Below are 21,963 nucleotides of genomic sequence, written 5' to 3' on the forward strand. Positions count from 1 at the left end.
AAAATATTTTATATTTAGGGAAACAATAGAAAAACTAGATAAGTTCATGATTTTAGCGACACTCACCATAAATAAGATACTTACTAAAGGCTTCATACTTTTCTCCCATAGCTAAGCAGCGATCAACTGCAACTGGACAAGACATGGGTATTTGGTCCATGGCCTTCTTGATATTTTTACGCATAAATTTCGATGTATAGGAATTACAATTTATCCCTTCATCCATTCCTTCATCAACAAAATCGGCCATATCGATATCACGAGTTGCTTTAAATTTCCCGTCTATACATTTTATCACACCGGTTCCAGTGAGGTCTTCATTAGTAAGAGGATCAACTCCTTTACCAAAGAGTTTCTGATAAAAGCGCATCCCTTGAAAGTTAGCGACAAGATCACCATTTGAAACAATGCCATTAAAGAATCCTCCCCACATGATATTTTCTGCATTCTTACCATAGTGAATTATCTCTTTAATTGATAGGCCATGTTCTAACTTTCGATAATAGAGGTAGCCGACATTAAATAGATGGCTAAATTTGTCACTTCCAACTAGAGCATCATTTACTTTTAGTAATGGAGAGTAAGGAGTTAGATTCAAAATTGGTTTATAGATAAGTGGAATATAGCGAAAGATGGACTCACTCTTTTTTGTCTTTACCAGATATTCTTTTCCAATTCTTCCCTTGTCGATATAGCGTTGAAGTGGAGCGCTGACAAAGAAACCTTTAAAACTTGCAACTAATTTTTTTTTAACTTTTCGACGTATTGTATATTCGCTACATGATTGTCCAAATATCTCATCCGCATGATTTGCTTCAGCAACGGCCGATCTAATTTTTCCATTAACGTACTTATTAACTTCATCTAAAGCATCATCCTTAACAAGGGCCTTATCGCGATGTGTGAAGCTATCAACTTCCAAGGCATATGAACTAAGATTGAAATAAATAAATACAATAAGAAATTTCATGAAACGATGCTAGCCCACAGGTAACAATCAAAATATTTAAAAAATCTTAATTTTCTAACTGCGTATATTATTAAATATCCTTGCCCTCTGTCGTAACTGAAAGTACTCCTGACTCAAAAGGATCATTTATATTAATAAAGTAATAGCATTTCGAATTATCTATCATGAAACCATTAGGTGTTTTAGAAGACATTTGCATACGCCAACCTCTAGCAAGAATTGGTACATCCACCTTTATCAGCGCACCTTTAGTGTCATAGTAGAAATTAACCATAGTCATTTTTAAAAAAGATGGGTCATCTCTAAGCTCACTACCGTGTAAGATATTAAATGTATAAACCATACCAGAAGATTGCTTGGCCTTTAGCACATAGGCATGCTCAGGTATTGCAAAGTAATAAAAAGCTCGCTCAAAATCCTTGATACACATATCTTGTTGGCCAAAACGATTTTCAATCATACCAAGGTTATCTCGGGCCTCAATTCCCCTATCACGCCAATTCTGATCGAGGCGTTCATAATCACTTAGTTCCTCTGAACTAGGCTTTCGCTCATCATCTTTCTTATTACTAGAACAAGAGAAAGCCGAGACTAAGATAAAGCAAATTATAAATATAAGGAGAGTGAGATACTTAATCATAAGAAGCTCATCGGGCATAAGTGTATTTAAACAACCATCAAAGTACTTTTTTAAGAATATTTAACTTATGAAATAGGCCCTTAAAGCTATCGGTATTCCTACTAGGTTCCGCTCGTTGCTTAGAAGCTAGGCCTTGTTCAAAACAAAACTGATTATTGATCTTTGCCGCAACACCAATTTTTCCAATCTTCTTTTGTAAGAAAGTCTTTGAGGTATTTTTTGGATATTGAATTTCATCCCAAGATTTCTTTAACGGCATAAGTTTGTAAATATCTAACTGAAATTCTTTTTGCGTGTACATTAACTCTCTATAGAAACAGCGTAAAATCTTGACTGACATGATATTACTTTGCTTATCATCGCTAGTGTATAGGTTCTCAATTGCGGCAACAACCTTATGAAGTGAATCAGTCATCGTTTTCTTAGCTTCAGCAGAAATTTGTAATGTTGATATGGCCTTATTAAGATCAGCAATTGGCCTTTGTGCATATCCATCAAAGAGACTCTTATCAAGTAATTGAGAATCAACATATTCTTTATACTTTCCAAAGCCAATGGCCGCGATAATTGTCGTGACAAATATTAGTATTAAAATTACCAGAATTTTCTTTTGTGACATTAGTAAAAATCATCCTCTTTTAAGCTATTTCGTATTTCCTGTAGCTCAAGAGTGTGTCCTGTCCCGAGACCGAGGTGATCATTTAAGTAGAGATCATCAATCACAATACTTAACGAATCTTTAACACTAGATGCATAATAGTCGTTATACATATCAGTATCTTTCATTCTCTTATTTAAATTATCCTTTATCGCAGATATATTATTTTTAAGTAGCTCTAAGGTTTTTACAGGATCTTGCTTAATGTAGGCTTCATGAAATACTGAAGCAACAATTCGAGCTGAAGGGTAGGCCGCATAATCAGCAGAACTCTCTGCTTCAATTTTATCAATCAGTTCATTGGCCATTTCATTATCATACATTTTTGGCCCCCAATCAGAGACAATTAAAGTCGATAAGTGCAATCCTATCGGATTAAAATATTCACCTTGAGCACGAGCAAGAAGCGCTTGTGCTTCAATGCTTCCTGGATTTTCCTTTATATAGTTTATTGTGGCACGCATTCCATTACTTGATAGGTAAGCATGTTTTGAATAATCTAAGAAATCTCTTACATAACGAACGTCACCTTCATTATTATAATCTCCCTTACATACTCGACAAGCAGCTTCAACTCGTGCCTTTTCATCGTCACTATTATAAGACAAGCAACAGTCCTCACAAGCGTAAGAAAACTCAAATCCCTCGCCATGAGAATAGCCTAGGTTATGAAGTTGCTCATGGAAGAGAGTTTTTCTAAGTTCATTTCTTTCTGCATCACCTTCAGGAGTAAACTCTAGAGATGTGGGTTGACCAGGATTGATGGCCATATAAGGGTGTTTAACTTTCCCACCATATGCGTCCTGTGTTTTTTCTGAAACAGAAGCATAGGCCAGAGTTCCTTCCCAGTACTTCATGTCATCGGCACGATCTGTACACATTACAGTAACTTCATTTTTACTTAGAAGTTGTTCTAAATCATATGCAATGCGAGTTGAACCCACGGGATTTTTAATATCTTTTCCTAGCTCTTTTAAACATGCAATACCGTCATGAATAGAGCTCTTTAAGAAGTTTGGAAAATCCTGTCCCCATTTAGAAAGACAAGCATTTTCAATGCGATAACCAAAATCAGTAGGTAGGAATCCATCATCAAAGCTTGCACTGACTTTATTAACAAGAGCAGATAGCTCGCCAATTACAGACTTCGATTGTGGTAAATGGCATTCTTGTTTCTGAATTAAGCTTTGGGTGTTTTTATAATTTATTTCAAAGACGCCATCAAAATCCTTATCAACCTCAATTGTTGCCTGAAATTGAGAATCATTTAGTTTTCGATAACTAACCCTACGATCAATTTTCCCATCACCGTTGGTATCTTGTAATGTTTGTTTATATATCTCTTTTAGGTTGAACTTCGTGATAAACTCAAATTTCCCATCGCCATTTCGATCTTCTTGAATTTCAACAATTTTCTTTCCAAGACTTATTTCGATGCGATCGATCTTACCATCTTTATTGATATCAATTTTCTTATGGCGTAATTTTTGAGCTGCATAAGTATTAAAAAATAAGGAAAGGACTATAATAAATCTCATTCCTAAATTTTAACATATATTGGATTTATCGACGTATAAATTCTAAAGAAATTTCACGATCACTACTGAAAACAAATTTTTGCTTTGGTTTTACTTGCGCTAAATCACATGCTGGCCTGATATGATAACTTCTTAATATATGGGCAAGAATGAGCTTTACTTCAATACTTGCCATTTCACGCCCTAGACAAGTACGTGTTCCTGTTGAGTAAGGAATATATGCTTTCTTCTGCTCACTTGTTAAATGATTAAAACGCTTTGGATTAAATTTATCGTGATCTTCACCCCAAATTTCTTGATTATTGAGGATTTTACCCAGAAGTGAAAAGACGATTGTCCCCTTCTTAACTTTGAATGTAATATCTTCGCTTGTTAACTCTTCATCTTCTGCTGCTTCTCTAAACAAGATAGGGAAGGCCGGCCTTAAGCGAAGGGTTTCTGCAACATAATTTTCCAAGAATTCATTTTTAATTATTGAATTTGAATCGTTAAGATCTAGTGTAGCTAACTCTTGATATAATTCATTTTGTAATTCTTGATTTTGAGCTAGAAAGTAAAGGGCCCATGTTAAAGAGACCGCTGTTGATTCAAAAGAAGCTCCTACTAGGCCATATATTTGACCAATAATTGCTTCAGTATCTAGGCCTTGATTTTTTAAGTGAGTAATTAATGTATAACTAGTTGTTCCTTTCTCAACTTTTTCACGAACAAATTGTTTTCCTTCCTTAATAAATTTAGAAAATCGTAGGTTGCTAAGCGTTGGTAAGTATTTCCACATTGGGCCATAGTTCATTCGCTTAGTAAGTTCAGCAATAAGAAATTTTTGAAAGTAATAGAAACTATCGCTATCTGCATTTGAATTTGTAATTTCCTCTTTATTAATTTGAAAATTATGTTCAATAAAGAACTCACTTGTGATGGCCAAAGCAATTTTTCCCATCAATACTTCAACATCATCAACAATTGAATGATCATCAAATAGTGGAAGTGACTTTTCAAGTCGCTTGCTTGTAATATCATATAGGTTTTCTAATACCTTAGGTGTAAAGAAATGGACTAACTCCCCTCTTAAATCCTGCCACGTTTTACCATCGGCATCTAGAATTGAGGGCCTCCCTTTATTGATGTGTTTAATCTCATTAAGGGTACTTCCTTTTAAAAAAGTATTTCTTTTTTTAACAATTACTTCTTTATAGAGATCATAATTTCCGATTACCACAATATCTTTATGAAAAATTTTAAAACGATATGAATCTCCAAGCACCTTGCTTTTCTCATTAAGCTGATCAAATAGACACTTTTTGAAGTCTAACTCTCCAATACTGCCGATTACAGGTAATGTTTTTAAGCTTGGAATTGTACTCATATTAACCTTCTTTTATAGTCCTAAAATATCGCCAATTCGATCAAAGATTCCTCTTGCAGTATCAGCAACAGGCTTCTTTAGGCCGTATTCAACTGTTCTTGGAGAAGTAACAAATCCAAGTGCCTCATATTCTCTTGCATCTAGTTCAACAAGAGAGTCTTTAATACAAGATTTTTCAACTTCATCTATTTTAAGTGAGCCTGTTTTTAAGTAATTCTCAACACAATTTTTCTCTTCTTTCGTATTAATTGCAGCAGTAAGAAGAACAGCTGAAACTGTTGGTGCAGGATATTTCATATCAAGCTCACCTTTTCCAACATAGTTTCTAAGAACAGATAATCCGTAATTGGCCCCCTCTTCATCATCCAACTCATAAGCAGAACAGGCAGCAATACTAGCAACCTTAAAAGACGAATAACTTGTTGAGTAGCTAACACAAGTAAACTGTTGCTTTGAAGAAATTTGATTACAATATTCAACGACTTTATCATCAATATTAAAGTCTTCTTTTAAGTAATCCACACAAGCAGGCGAAGCATCAAGTAGTCCGGCCTTTACTTTTTGAATAATAAGTTCCTTCTTATTGACACCTATACACTCAACATCTGCATCAACAGAACAATAGGCCATATCACCTGCGATATAACAGTCTGAATTACTAAAATCTATTTTTTCATTATTGTCACAAATTCTTTTTATACTGAAAGTAGCATTGGCCTTTGCTTGTTTCGTTGCCGCCAGTTTTGCCTTAGTTTCAGCAAAAAGTTTTCCTTCAACTTTTGATTCACCTTGTGAGCGAAGACTTAGATCTGCACGATCACCATATTCATGCAGGCGAATCTCTTGGTACTCAACACTATCCATTGCCTGATCAGCAATTGAGATCGCTCCATGGGCCATAGAATTTAGCAAGAAGAATGCAAGTAGTGATAGTGTTTTTTTCATAAGTCATTACCTTTAAAAATTGTACACCTATAGGCCAGCTGTCCAAAAATAAAACAGGCATAGTCCTCTAAAGTGCTAAATTCTTTAACAAATTAAGTATTCAAGGTAATAAGTTGCAAGGGATGGGCCAATTTAGAAATTTGTTTCGTAACCGCTTTCTTTAAACTCTAATTCACGCCATACACTTTTCCAGTCATCCTTAAGTAGAGTTGACGGCGTAAGTCTTGCTTGATTAGGTGTATCTTCTTTGAGCTCGATTTTCTCAAGGCCAGAGATGAGAAACATTTTATCTTTATCGAATTCAATATAAAAATCAGATTGGAATAAATGTCCCTTTAATGTCTTTCCCTTTAGGAGTACGAGGAGATAATCACTTGTTTTACATTTCTTATCAAGACGATATAGAAGCTCGCTTTTTGCGTTGTAATAGGTTTTGCGCAAGTCCCCCAAGTTTAAGCGCTTCTTACCAATCATAGGAAAAGCGATATTCTCTTTAAGTAGATAAGAAACTGTAGTCGGGGTATCTGGATAGTTAGAATAATATTCTTTAAAGCATTCTTTGTTAAAGAAGCTACCTCTGGTTGTAGCAGCAAGTTGAGACCTTACTTCATAGACCTGGTCAACAATGTGATCGTTGGAATAAGTTGAATATTCATAGAAATCGACAACGACTTCGCCTGCTATTACAGGAGTCGAAATAGTTATCAAAATAAATATTAACTTAGCAAAATATCTCACAATACTGTTTGTTTACCATAAAAATATAGTGTTTCAATAAACACTTAAGGTTTTTGTAAAATATCTAAGACCATGGCCTTGATTATACGCATTTGTTGGCCATCTTTCAGGTGATAATTTGCTCCTGAATGTCCCCACCAGTCCCAACAACCGTGTGGATTTCTTCCAGGAATTACTGATTTCTTTGCTTGAGGAAAAAGAACAACAACATCAAGCTTATCAGCAGCTTCTTTTATTCCAGTATCATTAATATAACTCATGCCAATATGATCTACAGTTTGCTTACAGCCATGAAAAGCTACATGCAGGTCACACTTTCTGTCACCTTTACAACGCGAAGGAATATAGAGATATGCCTTGTCTTGTAATAGTGGCGTGAATGCTCCAACATCAAAAGCTGTAAAGTGCTTGGCCTGATCAACTTCAACTGTTTTTCCTTTGAAAGTAAAACGCCTTTGCTTCTTTTCAGGATAGAGCGCACTAAGCGACTTCAAAGCACCATTGTAATTACAATTTCCAATATAAGGAACTTCTGAAAGCTCACACTCAACTCCTTTATTTTCAGTAGGATAAGTATGGCCAGCTGCTAATGTACCTTCGTACTCGAGATTTTTAACACCAAAGAAAGCATACAAGTCTCTAAGTTCTTCACTTACGCTAGAAACGACTGTTTTATCGTTTTGCCCAGAAAAAATATAAACCTTATCATCTTTTAAATTTGTCGTAGGATCAATAAGGCCCATCATGGCCAATCCACTGGCAAATACATACGACTGATAAGCACTGCCCCAGGCACCATTTCCCTTCATACATGTATTTGTCGCCAAGGCCACAGAGCCCTTTGCGCAGTAATAAGGGCCTGCTGCAAATATAGCTGCACCTTCTACTAGGTTGCTATTGGCAATGTGAAACTGATGAGCAAAGAAGCCTCCTGAGGAGATCCCTGATACAGTAATTTTCTCACTCAGGTTAAGAGCGAATACATTTGAAACTAAGATTATATAAATAGCTAAGATTATTTTCATTTTTGCTTTATAGAACAAAATCTATCGAATTTAAATGAGCATGAAATAAGTAAAGGGGGGCCTCCTCACAAAGCCCCCAATTATGCTAGAACAATCAGCAAACCCCTAAGAATTCTTGATTATTCCACAACAATAAAGTTGAATTCACATACGTATTTTCCGCCACCGAACATACCTTTTTTGTAGAAATCAACATCTCCAAAAACATATCCGATAGTTGTATTGATGATTCTGTTTCTCATTTTCATACACTCAGTATATGACTTATCGTAGTTATTAGTGATTTTCTGTTTAATTTGCTTCTTAGATAGTACTTGCTCGTAACTATCAAGAGTTGTTCTGATTTCACAAATGTGATGGCTACCACTTTTTCTAGTGATAAATTCAAATTCAATACCTTCAACTTTGATATCTTTGATTTCATCATACTCAACTTCTGCGTCAAGACATGCTTTCTTGGCCTGCTCCTCTGTGTCATAACGATCTATTTCGATGCTTGATGATTGAAGCTTTGCAAAAGATGATAAAGAAAATACTGCACATAAAATTAAAAGTAGGTGTTTCATAAGTTTCCCCTCTGTTTTTCAATTGTTAAAAAATAATGTTTTTTCTTGAGAAACTTATAGCCAATGAGACTACTCAGGTCAGTTTAAGAAAGGTAAAGTTAAAAGTGAAAATGTATAAACTCTCTTAACTTTACATTATCTCTGGAATTTTGTTGGTAATTTCGGATATTTAGCTAATTCGTCGTTGAAAACCTAGTACCACAAGGGAAAAACCGAAGATGACAAGCCCCATAACTTTATAAATACGAGTTGGATCAAAAGAGACATTTAACTTAACCTTCTTGGGTGTATGTGGGCTTAGTGGATCTAGAGAAATTAACCAGCCACTTATATTAGCTTTTGAATTCTTCAAGTTTAAAATGTATTTTTGATCTGAAATTGAAAGTTCATAACTACTTTCATTATTTTGTTTTGAGATTTTGTCTAAACGAATATCAAAAGGAAGTTTAAATTCCTTATTATGAAATTTAAGATCATAGAATCTTCCTTCACTATCAATAATCTCTCTCGTTTCACCTAATTTCATTTGATAAATTTTTTGAGTATTTCCCTTCTCATAAAACTTAAGAATGTCACTATCATGCTTTTTAAAATTACTGCTATAGCGATATTCTAGTTTTAGGCCAGTATCCTCTAGAAAGTTATTTAAGCGGTACTTATAACTATCACCAACAACTTCTAACTTAACTTTTTGCATTTTACATTCATTACCTAAAGAATAAAAACCATCTTCTTTAAGAGCATATTTATTAGTTAAACAGTATTCTTTTTTGAGCAATGATATTGACTTTCTTCTTGTGTACACTGAACAAGCAGGGTTCACATTTGATAAATTTTCCAAGCAATTGAGCATTGATTGATTAAAGAGAACAATCTCCAAATTACCATCCTTTATACTAGTTGGATGATCAAGACGACTTGAAGAAAGATAAATCAACTCACTATTAACTCCCGAAAGGTAGCGAGACTCCTTCAAAACGACAGCACTATTATCTCCTGTACTTTTAAAATTTGCGTGAAATTTTTCGCTATAAGGTAGGTATGAAATTAGATAAACCGGACCAAAATCGAGATTAAGGCCTTGAGGTCTTACTGAAAAATTTAGATCAATATATAAAGTTTTTCCGCTAGATCGCTCTCTTAATTGAGCTTGATACTGATCGAGCATAGCAGTTTTAACTTCCGACTTCTCTAAGAGTTCTATATGACCCTTAACTGATGTGAAAGTTGAGACTATCGTCGAGACACAAATAGTAATTAAACCAATATGTGTTAAATGAATACCTAGTAACCTAGTTCTTATTGGAAACTTTTTAAGAAAACTTACGACTAATGATAATGTTACAAGTGAAAGTAAGAAGATAAAAAATGGGCCATTAAAAATTAGGGAATTTGAAATCTTCGGGCCATATAAATAATCGACAACCGCACCTATGACCAAATAAAGGACAAAAATGATGACTAAAGTGATAGCACTATAAACACTACTAAAAGAATGATTTAGTTTTGATAAGACTTGTCTCATGACAATAGAATAACTTGGGTCAAAATATCTGTCTACGTGCTAAAAAAGCGCTAAAAGACGTAAAGCACTTCATTAACCAACCGATAATATAAGGTATGAGAAGAGCTATTATAATTACACTTTTACTACTATTTAATTTCACGGGCCAAGCTAATAAAAATCAAGATTTAGAATGGGAACATGACTTCAGTTTTGACAACATTCAGGTCTGGAAGAATTCTCATAAGAGACTAACAGTCGAGGATAAGAATTCATCGAATAAAATTGAGAATTATAATAAAGAAAAAATAAGAAAATACTTAGATCAAAGAAACAAAATACTCAAGTATAGCGATTTCTCACAATTTAAAACAGAGTCCTTAGACTTCACGAAAAAGAAAAACTATATTCAAGTCTATAAGCTTGGTAGCTATAAAAACTCAAGATCCAAAACAATCTACTTAGCTGAGATACATCGTCTTTATAAAAATCGCACGATTATCACAATGCTAAGCTCTGAAAAAAAGATATCAAAATCAGATATAAAAGACTTAAATGAAAAATTCAAATTTGTTACGGAGCAAAGATAATGAGAAAACTTTGTACCGTACTTACTCTAATTATAAATATGTCAATTCACGCATTTGTCCCAATGAGTAATTATGAATTGGATCTTAGTGTTGCACAGACTCAATGCTTAGAAATTGGAAACCTTAATATTCTTGATGAGGCAAATTCACAACAATTATGTGAAATTGTTGTAAACTCACCTGCCTGCGAAGATGTTGAAGCAATAGATAAAAGAAAATGTGATCCGGGCCTTATAGTCGAGAGCAATGTTGCTGTTGATTTTATCTCTTGCCTACAGGGTCTTTGGGGTTCTGCGGTTGAGTTTATGAAGTTCATTGGTTCAGTCGTCGATTATATTATTGATGATGAGTATCGTGGAGAAAAGAATGAAGAGCTCCTTAATACCCTTCAAAGCGCCAAACACATGCTCGCTATGGAATGGTCGCGCTCACTAAGTGAAACTGATGGTATAGGGCCTTTGCATTATATCAATGCAGCAAAGCACTTCTCAAAAACAATGGGAACAATTATTTTTAATATGCTCCAAGATGCTTATTATTCGACGCAAGCAAACTACGCTTGTCTTTCACCAGCGGCAAGAACAAAAGCAATATGTCAATTTGCGGGTTCTTATGTTATTCCACCAACAATTGTGATAGCAAAGGTTGCGAAATTTCTATTAAAGTCAAAAACTGGTATAAATCGCTATACTCGCGAAGACTTTGCAAAAGAAGAACTCGAAAATAATATTCACGAGAAAAAAGATATTGATGATGAAGATGTCGTTGAAACAAAAGGGCCTTATTCAGAAGAATCAAGCTTTTTAGCAAGACTCGATTTATCACTAGCCAAAAGAGCGTTTGAAAAACCTGATCAGATCACAGAGATTTCAAATGCGCAGACAGAAGGAATATTAAAGGTAATCAATAAAATTGAGCTTCCACATCGAATAGATATTATTGAAATTCAAGGAAAGAAAACAAAACGAATTGTTCTTTATGAAGGTGATCTTGTAGCAGCAAAATCAGATGCGGCCAAAGAACTACTTGCATACATGAAACAAACGGGAAGAAGTCAGATCGTTATCTCACCTCAAGAGATGTATCAAAGAAGTAGTGCTCTTCTTGCATCAGATAAAACAACATTCGTCTCAGGTACTGGTCTTGCAAATATCCTACGCCTTAATGAGAAGAATAGTCTGAATCAGAACAGGGCCTCTGCAGCAATTGAGGCAACGATGATTGATTCATCAGATGAAAACATAATTAGACTTGCAAAAGAGTTAAATGATCAAGGCTTCTCAGTTCGTGTTATAGAAAGAAAGGCCGTTAATAAAGAGACGAATCAGAATGTAACTAAAAAGGCCCTACAATTTAATAAATTTGCTGCAGATCAAGACAACCCAGCAGTAATTAGACTAAATAGATTCAGAAATGAAGATTTCAGACAAAAGATAGTCTTTTATCCAGATGACCTAAAGAAAGCGCAAGGCTCTTCAAATAGAGGAACTAGAACTGTCTCATTTAATTTTTCAAACTTAAGAGAGCTAATTAATGGAGGCCATGCTAATACTCTACCTCATGAGTTTAGACATGCTAAGTTTGAATATAATCGCTCAATCGGAAAAGAATCAGCTTACGATCTACGTGTTCAACACTTAAAACCAGACGGCAAGCTTCATGATGGAAGAACTTATACAAATTATTTTTCAATGGAAGAGCTTTATAATCACGCACAAGATATTCAAAGTGTGACAAGAAAGATTCAGAAAGACCCTCAAATAGGTTTCACACTAGAAAAGGTCGCTGCAAAGGCAGATACGATAATCAATATTGCGAAAGGATTCAAAGTACAAAACGACTCTCTTAACTTGAACTTAATGTCGAGAATTCTTCCCTCGCAACTTAGTAGGCCTATTAGAGATCAGGGCACGTATAAGATAAATGTTGGGAGTGATAGTTATGTTAAAATAATAAAAGATAATAATAACTATTTCTCGATTGTTTTAAAAGATGATGATGTCGAACACACGGTACCAATGACATCAGAAAACTCAAAAAATGTGCTTAGAAACTTCATCAGAAATGCAGATAATGCAGCTCAAACAAATGATATGAATACTATTGCGAGTGAGTTAAAAACTGTTCTAAGAGATGTGGTTGCTAAAAACAATGAAAGAAGAAATCTCATTCGTTCAATTGAGCCAAGAGCAAAGGCATTAAAAGCAGCAGTTAAAAATACTGATTACTCTAACAAAAGCTTAGAAGAAATTAGAGAGCTGTCACGCCAGCTCTCGCAAGCTACAAAAGGTCGTGTTAATTAGACTTTGTTTTTAACACGGCCTTGTAAAAGGCTTCAGGATCAACGATCCCACCACTTTCACATGGAAGCCTTCCGCTTTTTGGAATATAGGCAGTTGATAGAAGCAGCTCTTTTAATTTTAAAGGAGAAAGCTCTGGATTAATTTTGTGTCCTTTTAACAGTACGTTTGTCACAAAAGGAGCGGCCATAGAAGTTCCATTTAATGGAATTGTTCCACCACCTGACTGAGCAGAGACAACACCTTGCCCCGGGGCGAAGATTTGTACTTTCTTGTTTCCAAACTTTGAAAAGCTAGCAGGTTTATATGTGTCCATCTTCTCCTTTTCAAGTGTTGCCGTATTTAGTGCTCCAACTTTAATCATATTATTGTAATCATAGCTTGCTGGGTAATTGTCGTTTCCTTTTAAATCGAGATCAAGATTTCCACGAGCGTTCCCTGCTGCCACAACAAAGATAGTCTCTGGATTTTCAACGAATGTATTTTCTAGATAATAGAATGATTCACGTGGTGCCGACATTGGTGCACCAGGATAACCAATAGCAAAGCTCATATTAACAAATTTAACATTCTTCTCTTTAATATATTCTGCAGCTTTCTCTAAGTGATCAGAGATGGCCACATCTCCAGCAAAACCAACAAGGCCGTACATATCTAAATCTTTTAAAGCAAGGGCCGCTACGTGGGTTCCATGAGAAACAGGATATGGAGTATGAATAAGGGAATGCGTTTCACGAATATTGTTATTGTCTAACAGGAGGCTTAGGCCAGCATCATCTTGTCTTTGCCAACCCCAAGAATCATCGACTCTCCCATTTCCATCATTATCAATACCATCACCTACTAAATCAAATGGCGAGTTATATAATTTATGAGTTAATGAAGGGTGCATAATATCAAAGCCTGTATCAATAATAACAACAGGCTCACGAGTCTTGTCTTCAAAGATACTTAATCTACGCTCGTATTCTTCATTTGAAAGATTAAATTTTTTAAGCTGATCACTAACATTAAAAGGTGCAACTTCATTATACTGGCCGATCAATTCCCCAGATGGTGTGAATGCCTTAAACTCTGAAACGAGATTAGCAAGAGGCGCTTTCATATTATAAACAACTTCGTAGTATTTTGAGACCTCGCCATCTTTACCAAGAACATCAATTCGATAAGGCTTTACAACAAAGAAGTCATCATCATTAGTTTCATCGTAACGGTAATGTTTAATTCCAATTTGCTTATATGAGCTTTGTGAGATTACCCATTGTTTTAAAATTGTAGGATCTTCGGCATCACCTTTCATAAGAATCTTTTCTTTTATTTTGTCTGAGACAATGCCATTTTCATCAATAACGTAAACACTTTTTAAGCGCTCTCCATTGTCAAAATATTCAAACTCAGCATGATATGTATAGATACCATCAGAACTCCAGGAGTCATTTGTTAGTATACGCCCTTGTTCATCGTATGTGCTAGCTCCCGTTTTTGAGCCCGTCTTTAAATATGTTTCAAAAGAAGACGTCAGTTTATTATTTTCACATTGGTAGGTCGTTTTCCAATTTCCATCGATTACGATTTTATTCGTTGGACAAGGAGCGGCCATAAGTGAAAGTTGAGATAAAATAAGAGTTGTTGCTGTTGTGATATATTTCATGCCACGGTTTTTACCACACATAGACGCACCGCAAACAATGCTTGAATAGATTACATGAAAAATTTTTAAGACCATATAGTTTCAATGAGTTAAATGTCTTTTTAATACCCCATCACCTATATTTCTGATCACTTTATATGGACGGATTCTGGCCTCTTCGCTAGTATGGCGCTCATGAACGAAATAGAGTTAGAGAAATTTATCAATACACCAGGGGCAGATCACCGCTCGCACCTTAATCGTCTTAAAAGAATTCAGGGACAACTTGAATCCCTCATAAATCTGGTTGAAGATGGAAAGTATTGTATCAATATCGTTCACCGCTCAAAAACAATTCGCGGCGCCCTTCGAGGTTTTGAAAGTTCAGTCATGGAAAATCACTTAAGAGGTTGTGTTGCAAAAGCGATCCAATCACAAGATACGAAACTGATTGATGAAAAAATTGATCAACTTTGTACAATTATCAGAAAGGACTAACCAATCTGAAATTCTGTAAAATTTGAGACTGGCAGCTCTTCAATAATTGTCACATTCGTAACCTTGGCCGTCTCTGGGCCGACCTTTAAAAATTCTTCAAGATTGGTTATATCGTCTAATTCGCCACTGGCCATAACCTCAACGCTTCCATCTTTGAGATTTTTTACATAACCAGTAATTGTAGGTGTATGTTTAAGAACATACTCGTATGTACTTCTTCGAAACCAAACACCCTGAACGACGCCTTCAACGCGGTATCTTCTGTTAATCATAAATCCATCCTAGCATGTTCATACATCTTGAAGATGTAATTTTTCTTAATTTATATGTTAAGATATTACCATGTGTTTTTCGATACAAGCGCAAACAAACTTGAAAGTGCTTTCACAAAAGCTTAATACTCCTTTAAACACGAAGGCTTATGAGTCATTTCGTCTGTTGCAAGAATTAGAAGCTTCTCTTGATCCGCAAGAATTAAAGAAAATACTGGGCCTAAAGAGAAAACCAAGTAGTGATATCTTTAAGTCAGCTGATAAAGAAGGGCGAATTTTTCCAAATTATTTTGCAAATGTTATGACGCAAGAATACGAAGAGAGAAGCATTTCACCAATGCGCTACCGTGTTCGCCCAAGAGGATCGCAAGAAGAAATTCCGACCAAATTCAATGTCTTTAATGCCAGACTTGATTCACTCGAAAAGAGACAAACATGGGCACCACTTTTTATGAAAAACCATGGAGTCATTGCCTTTGAAGCATTTTACGAATGGGTTGAAAGAAACGGCAAGAAAACTCTTATTAAATTTCTTCCACAAGATGGAAAGCTCATTCTTGCACCTTGTTTGTGGGATGAGTGGACATCAAATGATAAGCAAATAAGCTTTAAATCATTTGCTATCATAACAACTGATCCACCAAAGGAAATTGAGGAGATGGGACATGATCGCTGCCCTATCTTTTTAAAAGAAGAGTATTTAAACGACTGGCTTAACCCAAAAGGCTTAAGCAAAAATGATACATATGAGATTCTTACCCATCCGTACCAAGAGCATTATGATTACGAATGGGCCTAATGATTTTATTTTAAGAAATTGAAATAACTTCGTATTCACGAGTAATATCACCCGTTTCAACATCAAAGAAATCTCCAACTTCCATCCCTAAGGCCTCATTTCCAATGGGAGAGAAAACTGAAATAACAAGAAGTGGTGTTCCATCAAGATTTAGCATTGTTCCACCTGCAGTTGGTGTGATGAAGTAATGCCTTGTCTGATCATTGAATTTAAGTTCAACAAGTGAGCCTAGTGCGATTTTATCTCCCTTAGGAAGATCTTCAGAAAGCTCTTTAATCATGTTGATATCGATTTCTAGCTCATCAACACGCTTCTTTTGAGCCCCTGCAAGATAGCCTGCTTCAATAGCGCGAGTATCGTACTTACCTTCTTGGGCCATATCAGGCTCTTGAGACATCACTCGAGTCGTCTCAAATGCAGCTTTGGCCTTTGTCAGTTCTGTTTCTAAATTTTCAATAAGTGTAGAGATGATAGATTCTTTATTCATAATAAATAATTTCGCTAGATTACCTTTAAGAAATGGTTGTATTATTTTCAACAATATACCTCAAAATCCCCTTTTGTACTATAAATTGGGCATATGAAAATCTTGCTTACCTTGCTATGTGCACTATTAACTTTTTCGGCCCTTGCTACAACTAGTGAGAGAAATCCTCATGAGTATCAAATTCTTGCTCATGAAGACCTTGGTTCAGAAGTAAAAGAACAAGATTTTTACTTTGTCGTTGTTGAAGCCTTGAGGCTGTATCAAGACGAAGCGATAAAACAAAAGCGTGGTATTTCAGTGAAAACCCTCGACTGGCAAACTCCGTATTTTAGTGCTTGGGCCTTATACGATGACAAGGCAAATCACTTTAATATTAATTTCTGGGGAGGCTTTGCTCGCATGCCTAATATGACAAAAAGAGCATACGCCTTTACTGCCTGTCATGAGATAGGACATGTTCTTGGAAAAGCACCGCGTATGGAAAATAAGCATTTTTCACAAATGAGTACAGAAGGACAATCGGACTTCTTTGCAGCAGCAAGTTGTTATAAGAAATTTGTCATTAATAATCCAAACTACTTTGACTCTCCAATAGAGCTTGACCCATATGCGGCCTCATTGTGTCTAGAGAAGTTTTCTTCTGATAATTTTAACCAAGAGCTTTGTTTTGAGACAATGCAGGTTGCTCAAGACTTCCCTAAGGCCATTGCTCATATGAGTTCTGACCCAAATAAGCACGCTAAAATAACGAACTCAGATCCTACGACTGTTACCAAGACCCTTGATAGCTATCCAACATTACAGTGCCGTATGGATATCATCAAAAACGGGGCACTTCTTGACTTTAGCGGGGACGAAATATCAATAAAAAACCTCGAATCGCGCTTGCCATGTTGGTTTGCAAATTCAGCTACTTCCCATATCCATTGACATAAAATAGCTCTAACGAGTTAAGAGAAAGTTTGCCGTATCTATATAATTTCTTAACTTCTGATATAATTTCAATATGCACGAACGTAACGGCGAACTCTATTCTAAGTTTGAAGAAATCATCAACTCAACAACACACAGCTTGGGTATCATCCTAGGAATAGTTGGAACAATTATGATGGTTTTGAAGGCCAAGTCTGGCATTCACACTTTCGCCTATACTGTATTTGGACTTTCAATCACTTTCCTTTATACAATGTCCACTCTCTATCATGGGACGGCCCATAAGAAGCTTAAGAATATTTTTCGTAAAATGGATCATATTGGCATCTATCTTTTGATTGCCGGCTCATATACGCCATTTCTTATGCTGGCCATTAAAGGTGAAACAGGAATGTGGATGATGATCAATATTTGGGCCTTGGCCTTTATTGGGATTCTGATTAAGCTTTTTGCCTTTAATCGTTCTGAAGTTCTTACGATAATTCTGTGTCTGATTATGGGTTGGATGGTTCTTGCTATTCGCACAGAAATGATCGCAAATCTAAGCTTTGATTGCCTCAAATGGATTGTCATTGGTGGCGCCTGCTATATGACAGGAGTTCTCTTCTACCTGCGTGAAAGTCTATACTTGGGTCATGCAATTTGGCATATTTGTGTCCTTTTAGGCACTACTTCTCACTTTTACGCAGTGTATGCATACGTCTAATCTTTCATAAACTTCAATAGATTTTTACTATGAGCTGACATAGATTCTTTATTGGATTCGTATAATTATTATTGTTATACTTTAGAAAATAAAGGAGAACGTATGAACACGATTAACCAATTAAAACTAATTCAAGCTGATGCACAAGTATACTTTATGAAACTTCACAACATTCACTGGAATGTAACAGGAATGATGTTTCAACCAATTCACGCGCTAACTGAAGCTCTATACAACGAATTTGCGATCGTTTTTGATGACCTTGCAGAAAGACAATTACAACTTCATCAGAAACCTGTTTTAACGATGTCAGGCGCACTCGAAATAAGCCGCATAAAAGAGACGAATGAGTCATCTTTTACAAGTACGCAAGCGCTAGAGCTAATACTAAAAGACAATCAATACTTCCTAGAAGCCTTCAAAGAGTTATCGGCAACAGCTGGTGATGAAAACGATGCTACAACAGTCGCTTATGCAGACGAAAAAGTTGCTTGGCTAGAGAAAGAAAATTGGCAATTAAGAGCAATGCTAGAATAGTCTAAAATATCCACTAAAGCCGAAAGTCACCCTTTCGGCTTTTTTTTATTCTTTCCACTATCACCTTAAAAGCTTCAATCATATGATCCTTAACCTCAGATCCCTCGAGAACCTCTAGAGCGTGTGCTATGGCCTCATATGTACACAGAAAATTCTCACCAGGAGACTTTCTTAATTCGTAGATACTGTGTCCCACATCAATTAAGTGATATTTAGGCATACGCCCAAGTACTTCTTCACGCTTGTGAAATTTCTTGGCCTTTGACCAAGAACCGTCAGGCACAACAAGACAAGTCTGCTTACCTTCTTCGGCTTTATAATCCTGCAAAGGAAGTGAGTCTTGTGTTGGAAAAAGATAGATATAATCAAAGGTATCAAAGTCGAAAAGCTGGGGCCCAAAAGGCTCATGAACATTTCCTCTTTCGAAAATTTCACATTTCTTAAGTACCTTGGTCGCGAAATAGGCCGTATTACTCGTCAGCCATCTCTCAGTATAATGCATAGGGATGATGACTTTAGTTTGGTTAGCAAACGGTTTAAGCACGTCACAAAAGCACCAATGAGTATTGATGCGACAATTTGGACAGCGGGAATCTCTTGTATCTCGGCGTGACTTTGACATAGGTTTGATTTATCATAATTAGTGCATTTATTCGATTTTAAAATAAAGGAAAGGTAAAAAATGAATTATTTTAGTGATGAAAGTGAATGGAAGTGGATGCTTAGAAACGCAATTGATTGGAAAACTATTATTCCAATGTACTATCCTAACTTCCCTACTGAAGACGGCTTTAATAATGAAGAAGAAATCCTAAGCTTTATGGAAGAGCTTCTTACTCAAACAGGTAGCTGGGCAGCTGATGCAGTCTATGCCAGAGCAGAGGCCATTGATCAAAATGGTGCTGGAGAAGTTAAAGATGGTAGAACGATTCCTGGCCCAGAATTAAATGCATTCTATCAAGAGGCAACTGAGCTGGGAGCATTTGGAGTAAGTCTTCCTACTGATTTTGGAGGAATGGGACTTCCTGCTGTTGCACTAATGGTTTTACTAGAACAACTATCACGAGCGTGTAACTCTCAATGTACACAGCTTGCTTTCTTTACTTCAATCGCAGATATGGTTCACCGTTTTTGTGACCACGAAACAGCACAAAGAATTGTTCCTAAAATTATCTCAGGAGAACTTTCAGGATCAATGAATTTAACAGAGCCTGGCTGTGGTTCAGATCTTGGTATGATTAAAACTTCCGCAACTCCAGTTGGAGATGGCACATATAAGCTAAATGGTTCGAAGATATTTATCACTAATGGTGGTGGCGGTATTGGCTTTGTATTGGCCAGAGTAAAAGGTGCACCAGAAGGACTTTCAGGTTTATCACTCTTTCTATGTGAGCAAGATGAGCCAGGTGTTGAAGGCCCTAATTTTATCGTTGCCAAAAACGAACATAAGATGGGAATGCATGGATCATTTACTTGTGAAATCGTTTATGAAAATTCTATTGCTCGCCTAATTGGTGAAGAAGGTCAAGGATTCAAGTATATGCTTCACCTCATGAATGAAGCTCGTATCGCTGTAGGTATGCAGGCACTTGGTGGAATTGAAGGCTGTATTGGCTATGCTAGAAAATATGCTGATGAACGTATGCAATTTGATAAGCCAATTTCAGAATTACCACTTATGAAAAGAAATCTTGAAGACTTTGAAACTGAAAGAGATGCAATTAGAGCACTACTTGTTGATACGATTTCTTCATATGATATTTTTCAAAAGTTAGATCTAAAAAAGAAAATAACAGGTGAGCTTACAAGCGAAGAAGAAGCTCAATTTAAGAATGCTTCAATTTGGACAAGAAAACGCACTCCTCTTGTTAAGTACTATTCATGTGAAGCTTATACATACCTCTCAACTAAGGCCATTCAAGTTCTTGGTGGTTATGGATTTATGGAAGAGTATCCTATGAGTCGCTATCACCGTGATTCGTTTGGTCCACTTCTATACGAAGGAACAAGTCAAATTCAAGCGCTCATGGCCCTTAAAGACATGATTAAATATATTGCAAAGAACCCTGACAAATACTTTAAGAATCTCTTTATTAAGCACCCTGCATTTAGTTGGGTTAGTGCGGAAAGCAAAGAACAAAAAGAGCTTACTTCTACACAATATACTTTTAAGAAAAGTCTTGTGAAATTAATCATCAAATGTCTCAAGCCAGATAGCCTTTCAGATCTTGCAAACCCAAAGGCATGGATGAATGAAGAAAATGTCGACAAACTTATGATCCACGCTGAAACGATCTGCCAAGGACTTTCATATCTTGAAACATTAAGAGTTCTTGCAAATCACGCTTCAATCGATAAACAGAGATATGATTTATTCTCTCGCTACTTAAGACTTGTTACACCAAGACTAACAGCAATTTATAATGATTGGGATTTAAGATAATGAATGAAGCCTCTTATTAAAAGTGAGAGGCTTCTTATTTTAAAGTATATTCTTCAATATTTTGATAATCATACTTAACATTGTTATTTGAGCATTGTGTTTCATATTCAATTTTTTCGATCATTGCATTTCGAGAAGCAGCTGAATTGGCTTCAATTGTATAAGTATACTTTTGCGACAAGACCTTTTCGTTTGCAGATCGATCAGTAACGATACTTCTTACAAAGATATTTGAATTTGGAAATGAATAAACAATTCCAATTCCTGCAAAATTTGCGTAAACCTGGTTAGGATTTCCATTATTGAAGAAGGCCTGACAAAATAATTGCATAAATCCATCTTCATCTGTTTGCACTTGAGTCTCTAAGAGCTCACCAGGTACATCGAAGGCACCAGATACAACTTGTAGGCTTATTTTATTATTATAAACAGCATCAATACTTGCCCTTACATTTCTAACACTCGGGTTAGCACTACAAGAACCTTTTCTAACTTCAAACTTAACAGTCTCGATATCATCAGTACTTGCTAAATTCATACGCATTGCTCTTAAACGAGAACAAGCAGAGCGAGCATTAGATAAAGAAAGTTCATCTAAAGATGGCTGAACTTCAACTATACTACCAACTTGAGAACTAGAAATAGGTGCAGGACCACCACCGTACTCACCACATGACGACATCACAAATGTGCCGGTGATGGCCAATAAAATATGAAAGAATTTAGATTTTAAAACCGTATTCATCAAATAACTATTCGGATTCGGTTAACTAAACTTAAATTTCCATGGCCGTGAAATAGCTCAAGTGTTAAATTTT

The 21,963-nt window shown here is 35.9% G+C and carries 23 protein-coding genes; 8 read left to right on the plus strand and 15 right to left on the minus strand.

The window, feature by feature from the left end; genetic code table 11:
* Positions 1-52 precede the first annotated feature (52 nt).
* The 10 genes from ACMAYX_RS01620 to ACMAYX_RS01665 all read right to left on the minus strand — a co-directional run bounded on the left by ACMAYX_RS01620 (position 53) and on the right by ACMAYX_RS01665 (position 9,971).
* Positions 53-970 (minus strand): hypothetical protein, encoded by a 918-nt coding sequence (locus ACMAYX_RS01620; protein ID WP_412471440.1) that lies wholly within the window; start codon positions 968-970, stop codon positions 53-55.
* Positions 971-1,040: 70 nt separating this feature from the next.
* Positions 1,041-1,610, minus strand: a complete 570-nt coding sequence (locus ACMAYX_RS01625; protein WP_103217242.1) for a hypothetical protein — start codon at positions 1,608-1,610, stop codon at positions 1,041-1,043.
* 37 nt (positions 1,611-1,647) lie between these two features.
* Positions 1,648-2,229, minus strand: coding sequence for a hypothetical protein (locus ACMAYX_RS01630; RefSeq protein WP_412470645.1), 582 nt, complete (start codon positions 2,227-2,229; stop codon positions 1,648-1,650).
* Entirely contained in the window at positions 2,229-3,806 is a 1,578-nt protein-coding gene (locus ACMAYX_RS01635) for a hypothetical protein (protein ID WP_412469562.1), read from the minus strand. Before ACMAYX_RS01635 ends, ACMAYX_RS01630 begins: the two co-directional genes overlap by 1 nt.
* A gap of 25 nt (positions 3,807-3,831) precedes the next feature.
* Positions 3,832-5,172 carry a cytochrome P450 gene (locus ACMAYX_RS01640; protein WP_412469563.1) on the minus strand — a complete coding sequence of 447 codons (1,341 nt, stop codon included), beginning with the start codon at positions 5,170-5,172 and terminating at the stop codon, positions 3,832-3,834.
* Between the two features lie 12 nt (positions 5,173-5,184).
* Positions 5,185-6,117, minus strand: a complete 933-nt coding sequence (locus ACMAYX_RS01645; RefSeq protein WP_412471441.1) for a hypothetical protein — start codon at positions 6,115-6,117, stop codon at positions 5,185-5,187.
* 132 nt (positions 6,118-6,249) lie between these two features.
* A complete protein-coding gene (locus tag ACMAYX_RS01650; RefSeq protein WP_103217247.1) occupies positions 6,250-6,825 on the minus strand; it encodes a hypothetical protein in 576 nt (191 codons plus the stop codon).
* A 74-nt stretch (positions 6,826-6,899) separates the two neighbouring features.
* Entirely contained in the window at positions 6,900-7,880 is a 981-nt protein-coding gene (locus tag ACMAYX_RS01655) for a PHB depolymerase family esterase (RefSeq protein ID WP_412462624.1), read from the minus strand.
* 119 nt (positions 7,881-7,999) lie between these two features.
* Complete coding sequence (locus ACMAYX_RS01660) at positions 8,000-8,446, minus strand: hypothetical protein (protein WP_103217249.1); 447 nt, start codon at positions 8,444-8,446, stop codon at positions 8,000-8,002.
* 169 nt (positions 8,447-8,615) lie between these two features.
* Positions 8,616-9,971: a hypothetical protein gene (locus ACMAYX_RS01665; protein ID WP_412471442.1), complete on the minus strand. Its 1,356-nt coding sequence runs from the start codon at positions 9,969-9,971 to the stop codon at positions 8,616-8,618.
* 95 nt (positions 9,972-10,066) lie between these two features.
* Here ACMAYX_RS01665 and ACMAYX_RS01670 point away from each other — a divergent pair, with 95 nt between their 5' ends.
* Both ACMAYX_RS01670 and ACMAYX_RS01675 read left to right on the plus strand, forming a co-directional pair.
* Entirely contained in the window at positions 10,067-10,540 is a 474-nt protein-coding gene (locus tag ACMAYX_RS01670; RefSeq protein WP_103217251.1) for a hypothetical protein, read from the plus strand.
* 38 nt (positions 10,541-10,578) lie between these two features.
* Positions 10,579-12,843, plus strand: a complete 2,265-nt coding sequence (locus tag ACMAYX_RS01675; protein WP_412471443.1) for a hypothetical protein — start codon at positions 10,579-10,581, stop codon at positions 12,841-12,843.
* Here the strand turns inward: ACMAYX_RS01675 and ACMAYX_RS01680 are convergent.
* On the minus strand, positions 12,836-14,491 hold the full coding sequence (locus ACMAYX_RS01680; RefSeq protein ID WP_412471444.1) for a S8 family serine peptidase: 1,656 nt from the start codon (positions 14,489-14,491) through the stop codon (positions 12,836-12,838). The genes ACMAYX_RS01675 and ACMAYX_RS01680 overlap by 8 nt on opposite strands.
* A 174-nt stretch (positions 14,492-14,665) precedes the next feature.
* Here ACMAYX_RS01680 and ACMAYX_RS01685 point away from each other — a divergent pair, with 174 nt between their 5' ends.
* Entirely contained in the window at positions 14,666-14,968 is a 303-nt protein-coding gene (locus ACMAYX_RS01685; RefSeq protein WP_158246820.1) for a metal-sensitive transcriptional regulator, read from the plus strand.
* Here ACMAYX_RS01685 and ACMAYX_RS01690 read toward each other — a convergent pair.
* The gene (locus ACMAYX_RS01690) at positions 14,965-15,240 is read right to left on the minus strand and encodes an acylphosphatase (RefSeq protein WP_103217255.1); all 276 of its coding nucleotides are present in this window, start codon (positions 15,238-15,240) and stop codon (positions 14,965-14,967) included. The two genes, ACMAYX_RS01685 and ACMAYX_RS01690, sit on opposite strands and share 4 nt — an antisense overlap.
* Positions 15,241-15,310: 70 nt before the next feature.
* On the opposite strand from ACMAYX_RS01690, the gene ACMAYX_RS01695 reads away from it, so the two are divergent.
* Complete coding sequence (locus ACMAYX_RS01695) at positions 15,311-16,039, plus strand: SOS response-associated peptidase family protein (protein WP_103217256.1); 729 nt, start codon at positions 15,311-15,313, stop codon at positions 16,037-16,039.
* A 10-nt stretch (positions 16,040-16,049) separates the two neighbouring features.
* Here ACMAYX_RS01695 and ACMAYX_RS01700 read toward each other — a convergent pair whose 3' ends face one another.
* On the minus strand, positions 16,050-16,526 hold the full coding sequence (locus ACMAYX_RS01700) for a GreA/GreB family elongation factor (RefSeq protein WP_146037798.1): 477 nt from the start codon (positions 16,524-16,526) through the stop codon (positions 16,050-16,052).
* Positions 16,527-16,619: 93 nt separating this feature from the next.
* Here ACMAYX_RS01700 and ACMAYX_RS01705 point away from each other — a divergent pair, with 93 nt between their 5' ends.
* The 3 genes from ACMAYX_RS01705 to ACMAYX_RS01715 all read left to right on the plus strand — a co-directional run bounded on the left by ACMAYX_RS01705 (position 16,620) and on the right by ACMAYX_RS01715 (position 18,702).
* Positions 16,620-17,456 (plus strand): hypothetical protein, encoded by an 837-nt coding sequence (locus ACMAYX_RS01705; RefSeq protein WP_412471445.1) that lies wholly within the window; start codon positions 16,620-16,622, stop codon positions 17,454-17,456.
* A gap of 76 nt (positions 17,457-17,532) precedes the next feature.
* The gene (gene trhA / locus ACMAYX_RS01710; RefSeq protein WP_103217259.1) at positions 17,533-18,165 is read left to right on the plus strand and encodes a PAQR family membrane homeostasis protein TrhA; all 633 of its coding nucleotides are present in this window, start codon (positions 17,533-17,535) and stop codon (positions 18,163-18,165) included.
* Positions 18,166-18,267: 102 nt separating this feature from the next.
* Positions 18,268-18,702 carry a Dps family protein gene (locus ACMAYX_RS01715; protein ID WP_103217260.1) on the plus strand — a complete coding sequence of 145 codons (435 nt, stop codon included), beginning with the start codon at positions 18,268-18,270 and terminating at the stop codon, positions 18,700-18,702.
* Between the two features lie 13 nt (positions 18,703-18,715).
* Here the strand turns inward: ACMAYX_RS01715 and ACMAYX_RS01720 are convergent, their stop codons facing one another.
* Positions 18,716-19,324 carry a tRNA-uridine aminocarboxypropyltransferase gene (locus ACMAYX_RS01720; RefSeq protein ID WP_412469570.1) on the minus strand — a complete coding sequence of 203 codons (609 nt, stop codon included), beginning with the start codon at positions 19,322-19,324 and terminating at the stop codon, positions 18,716-18,718.
* Between the two features lie 60 nt (positions 19,325-19,384).
* Here ACMAYX_RS01720 and ACMAYX_RS01725 point away from each other — a divergent pair, with 60 nt between their 5' ends.
* Positions 19,385-21,145: an acyl-CoA dehydrogenase family protein gene (locus ACMAYX_RS01725; RefSeq protein ID WP_392991900.1), complete on the plus strand. Its 1,761-nt coding sequence runs from the start codon at positions 19,385-19,387 to the stop codon at positions 21,143-21,145.
* A 34-nt stretch (positions 21,146-21,179) separates the two neighbouring features.
* Here ACMAYX_RS01725 and ACMAYX_RS01730 read toward each other — a convergent pair whose 3' ends face one another.
* Complete coding sequence (locus ACMAYX_RS01730) at positions 21,180-21,890, minus strand: hypothetical protein (RefSeq protein WP_146037799.1); 711 nt, start codon at positions 21,888-21,890, stop codon at positions 21,180-21,182.
* Positions 21,891-21,963 lie beyond the last annotated feature (73 nt).

The sequence above is a fragment of the Halobacteriovorax sp. RT-2-3 genome, assembly GCF_047085075.1.
Classification (GTDB): Bacteria; Bdellovibrionota; Bacteriovoracia; order Bacteriovoracales; family Bacteriovoracaceae; genus Halobacteriovorax_A.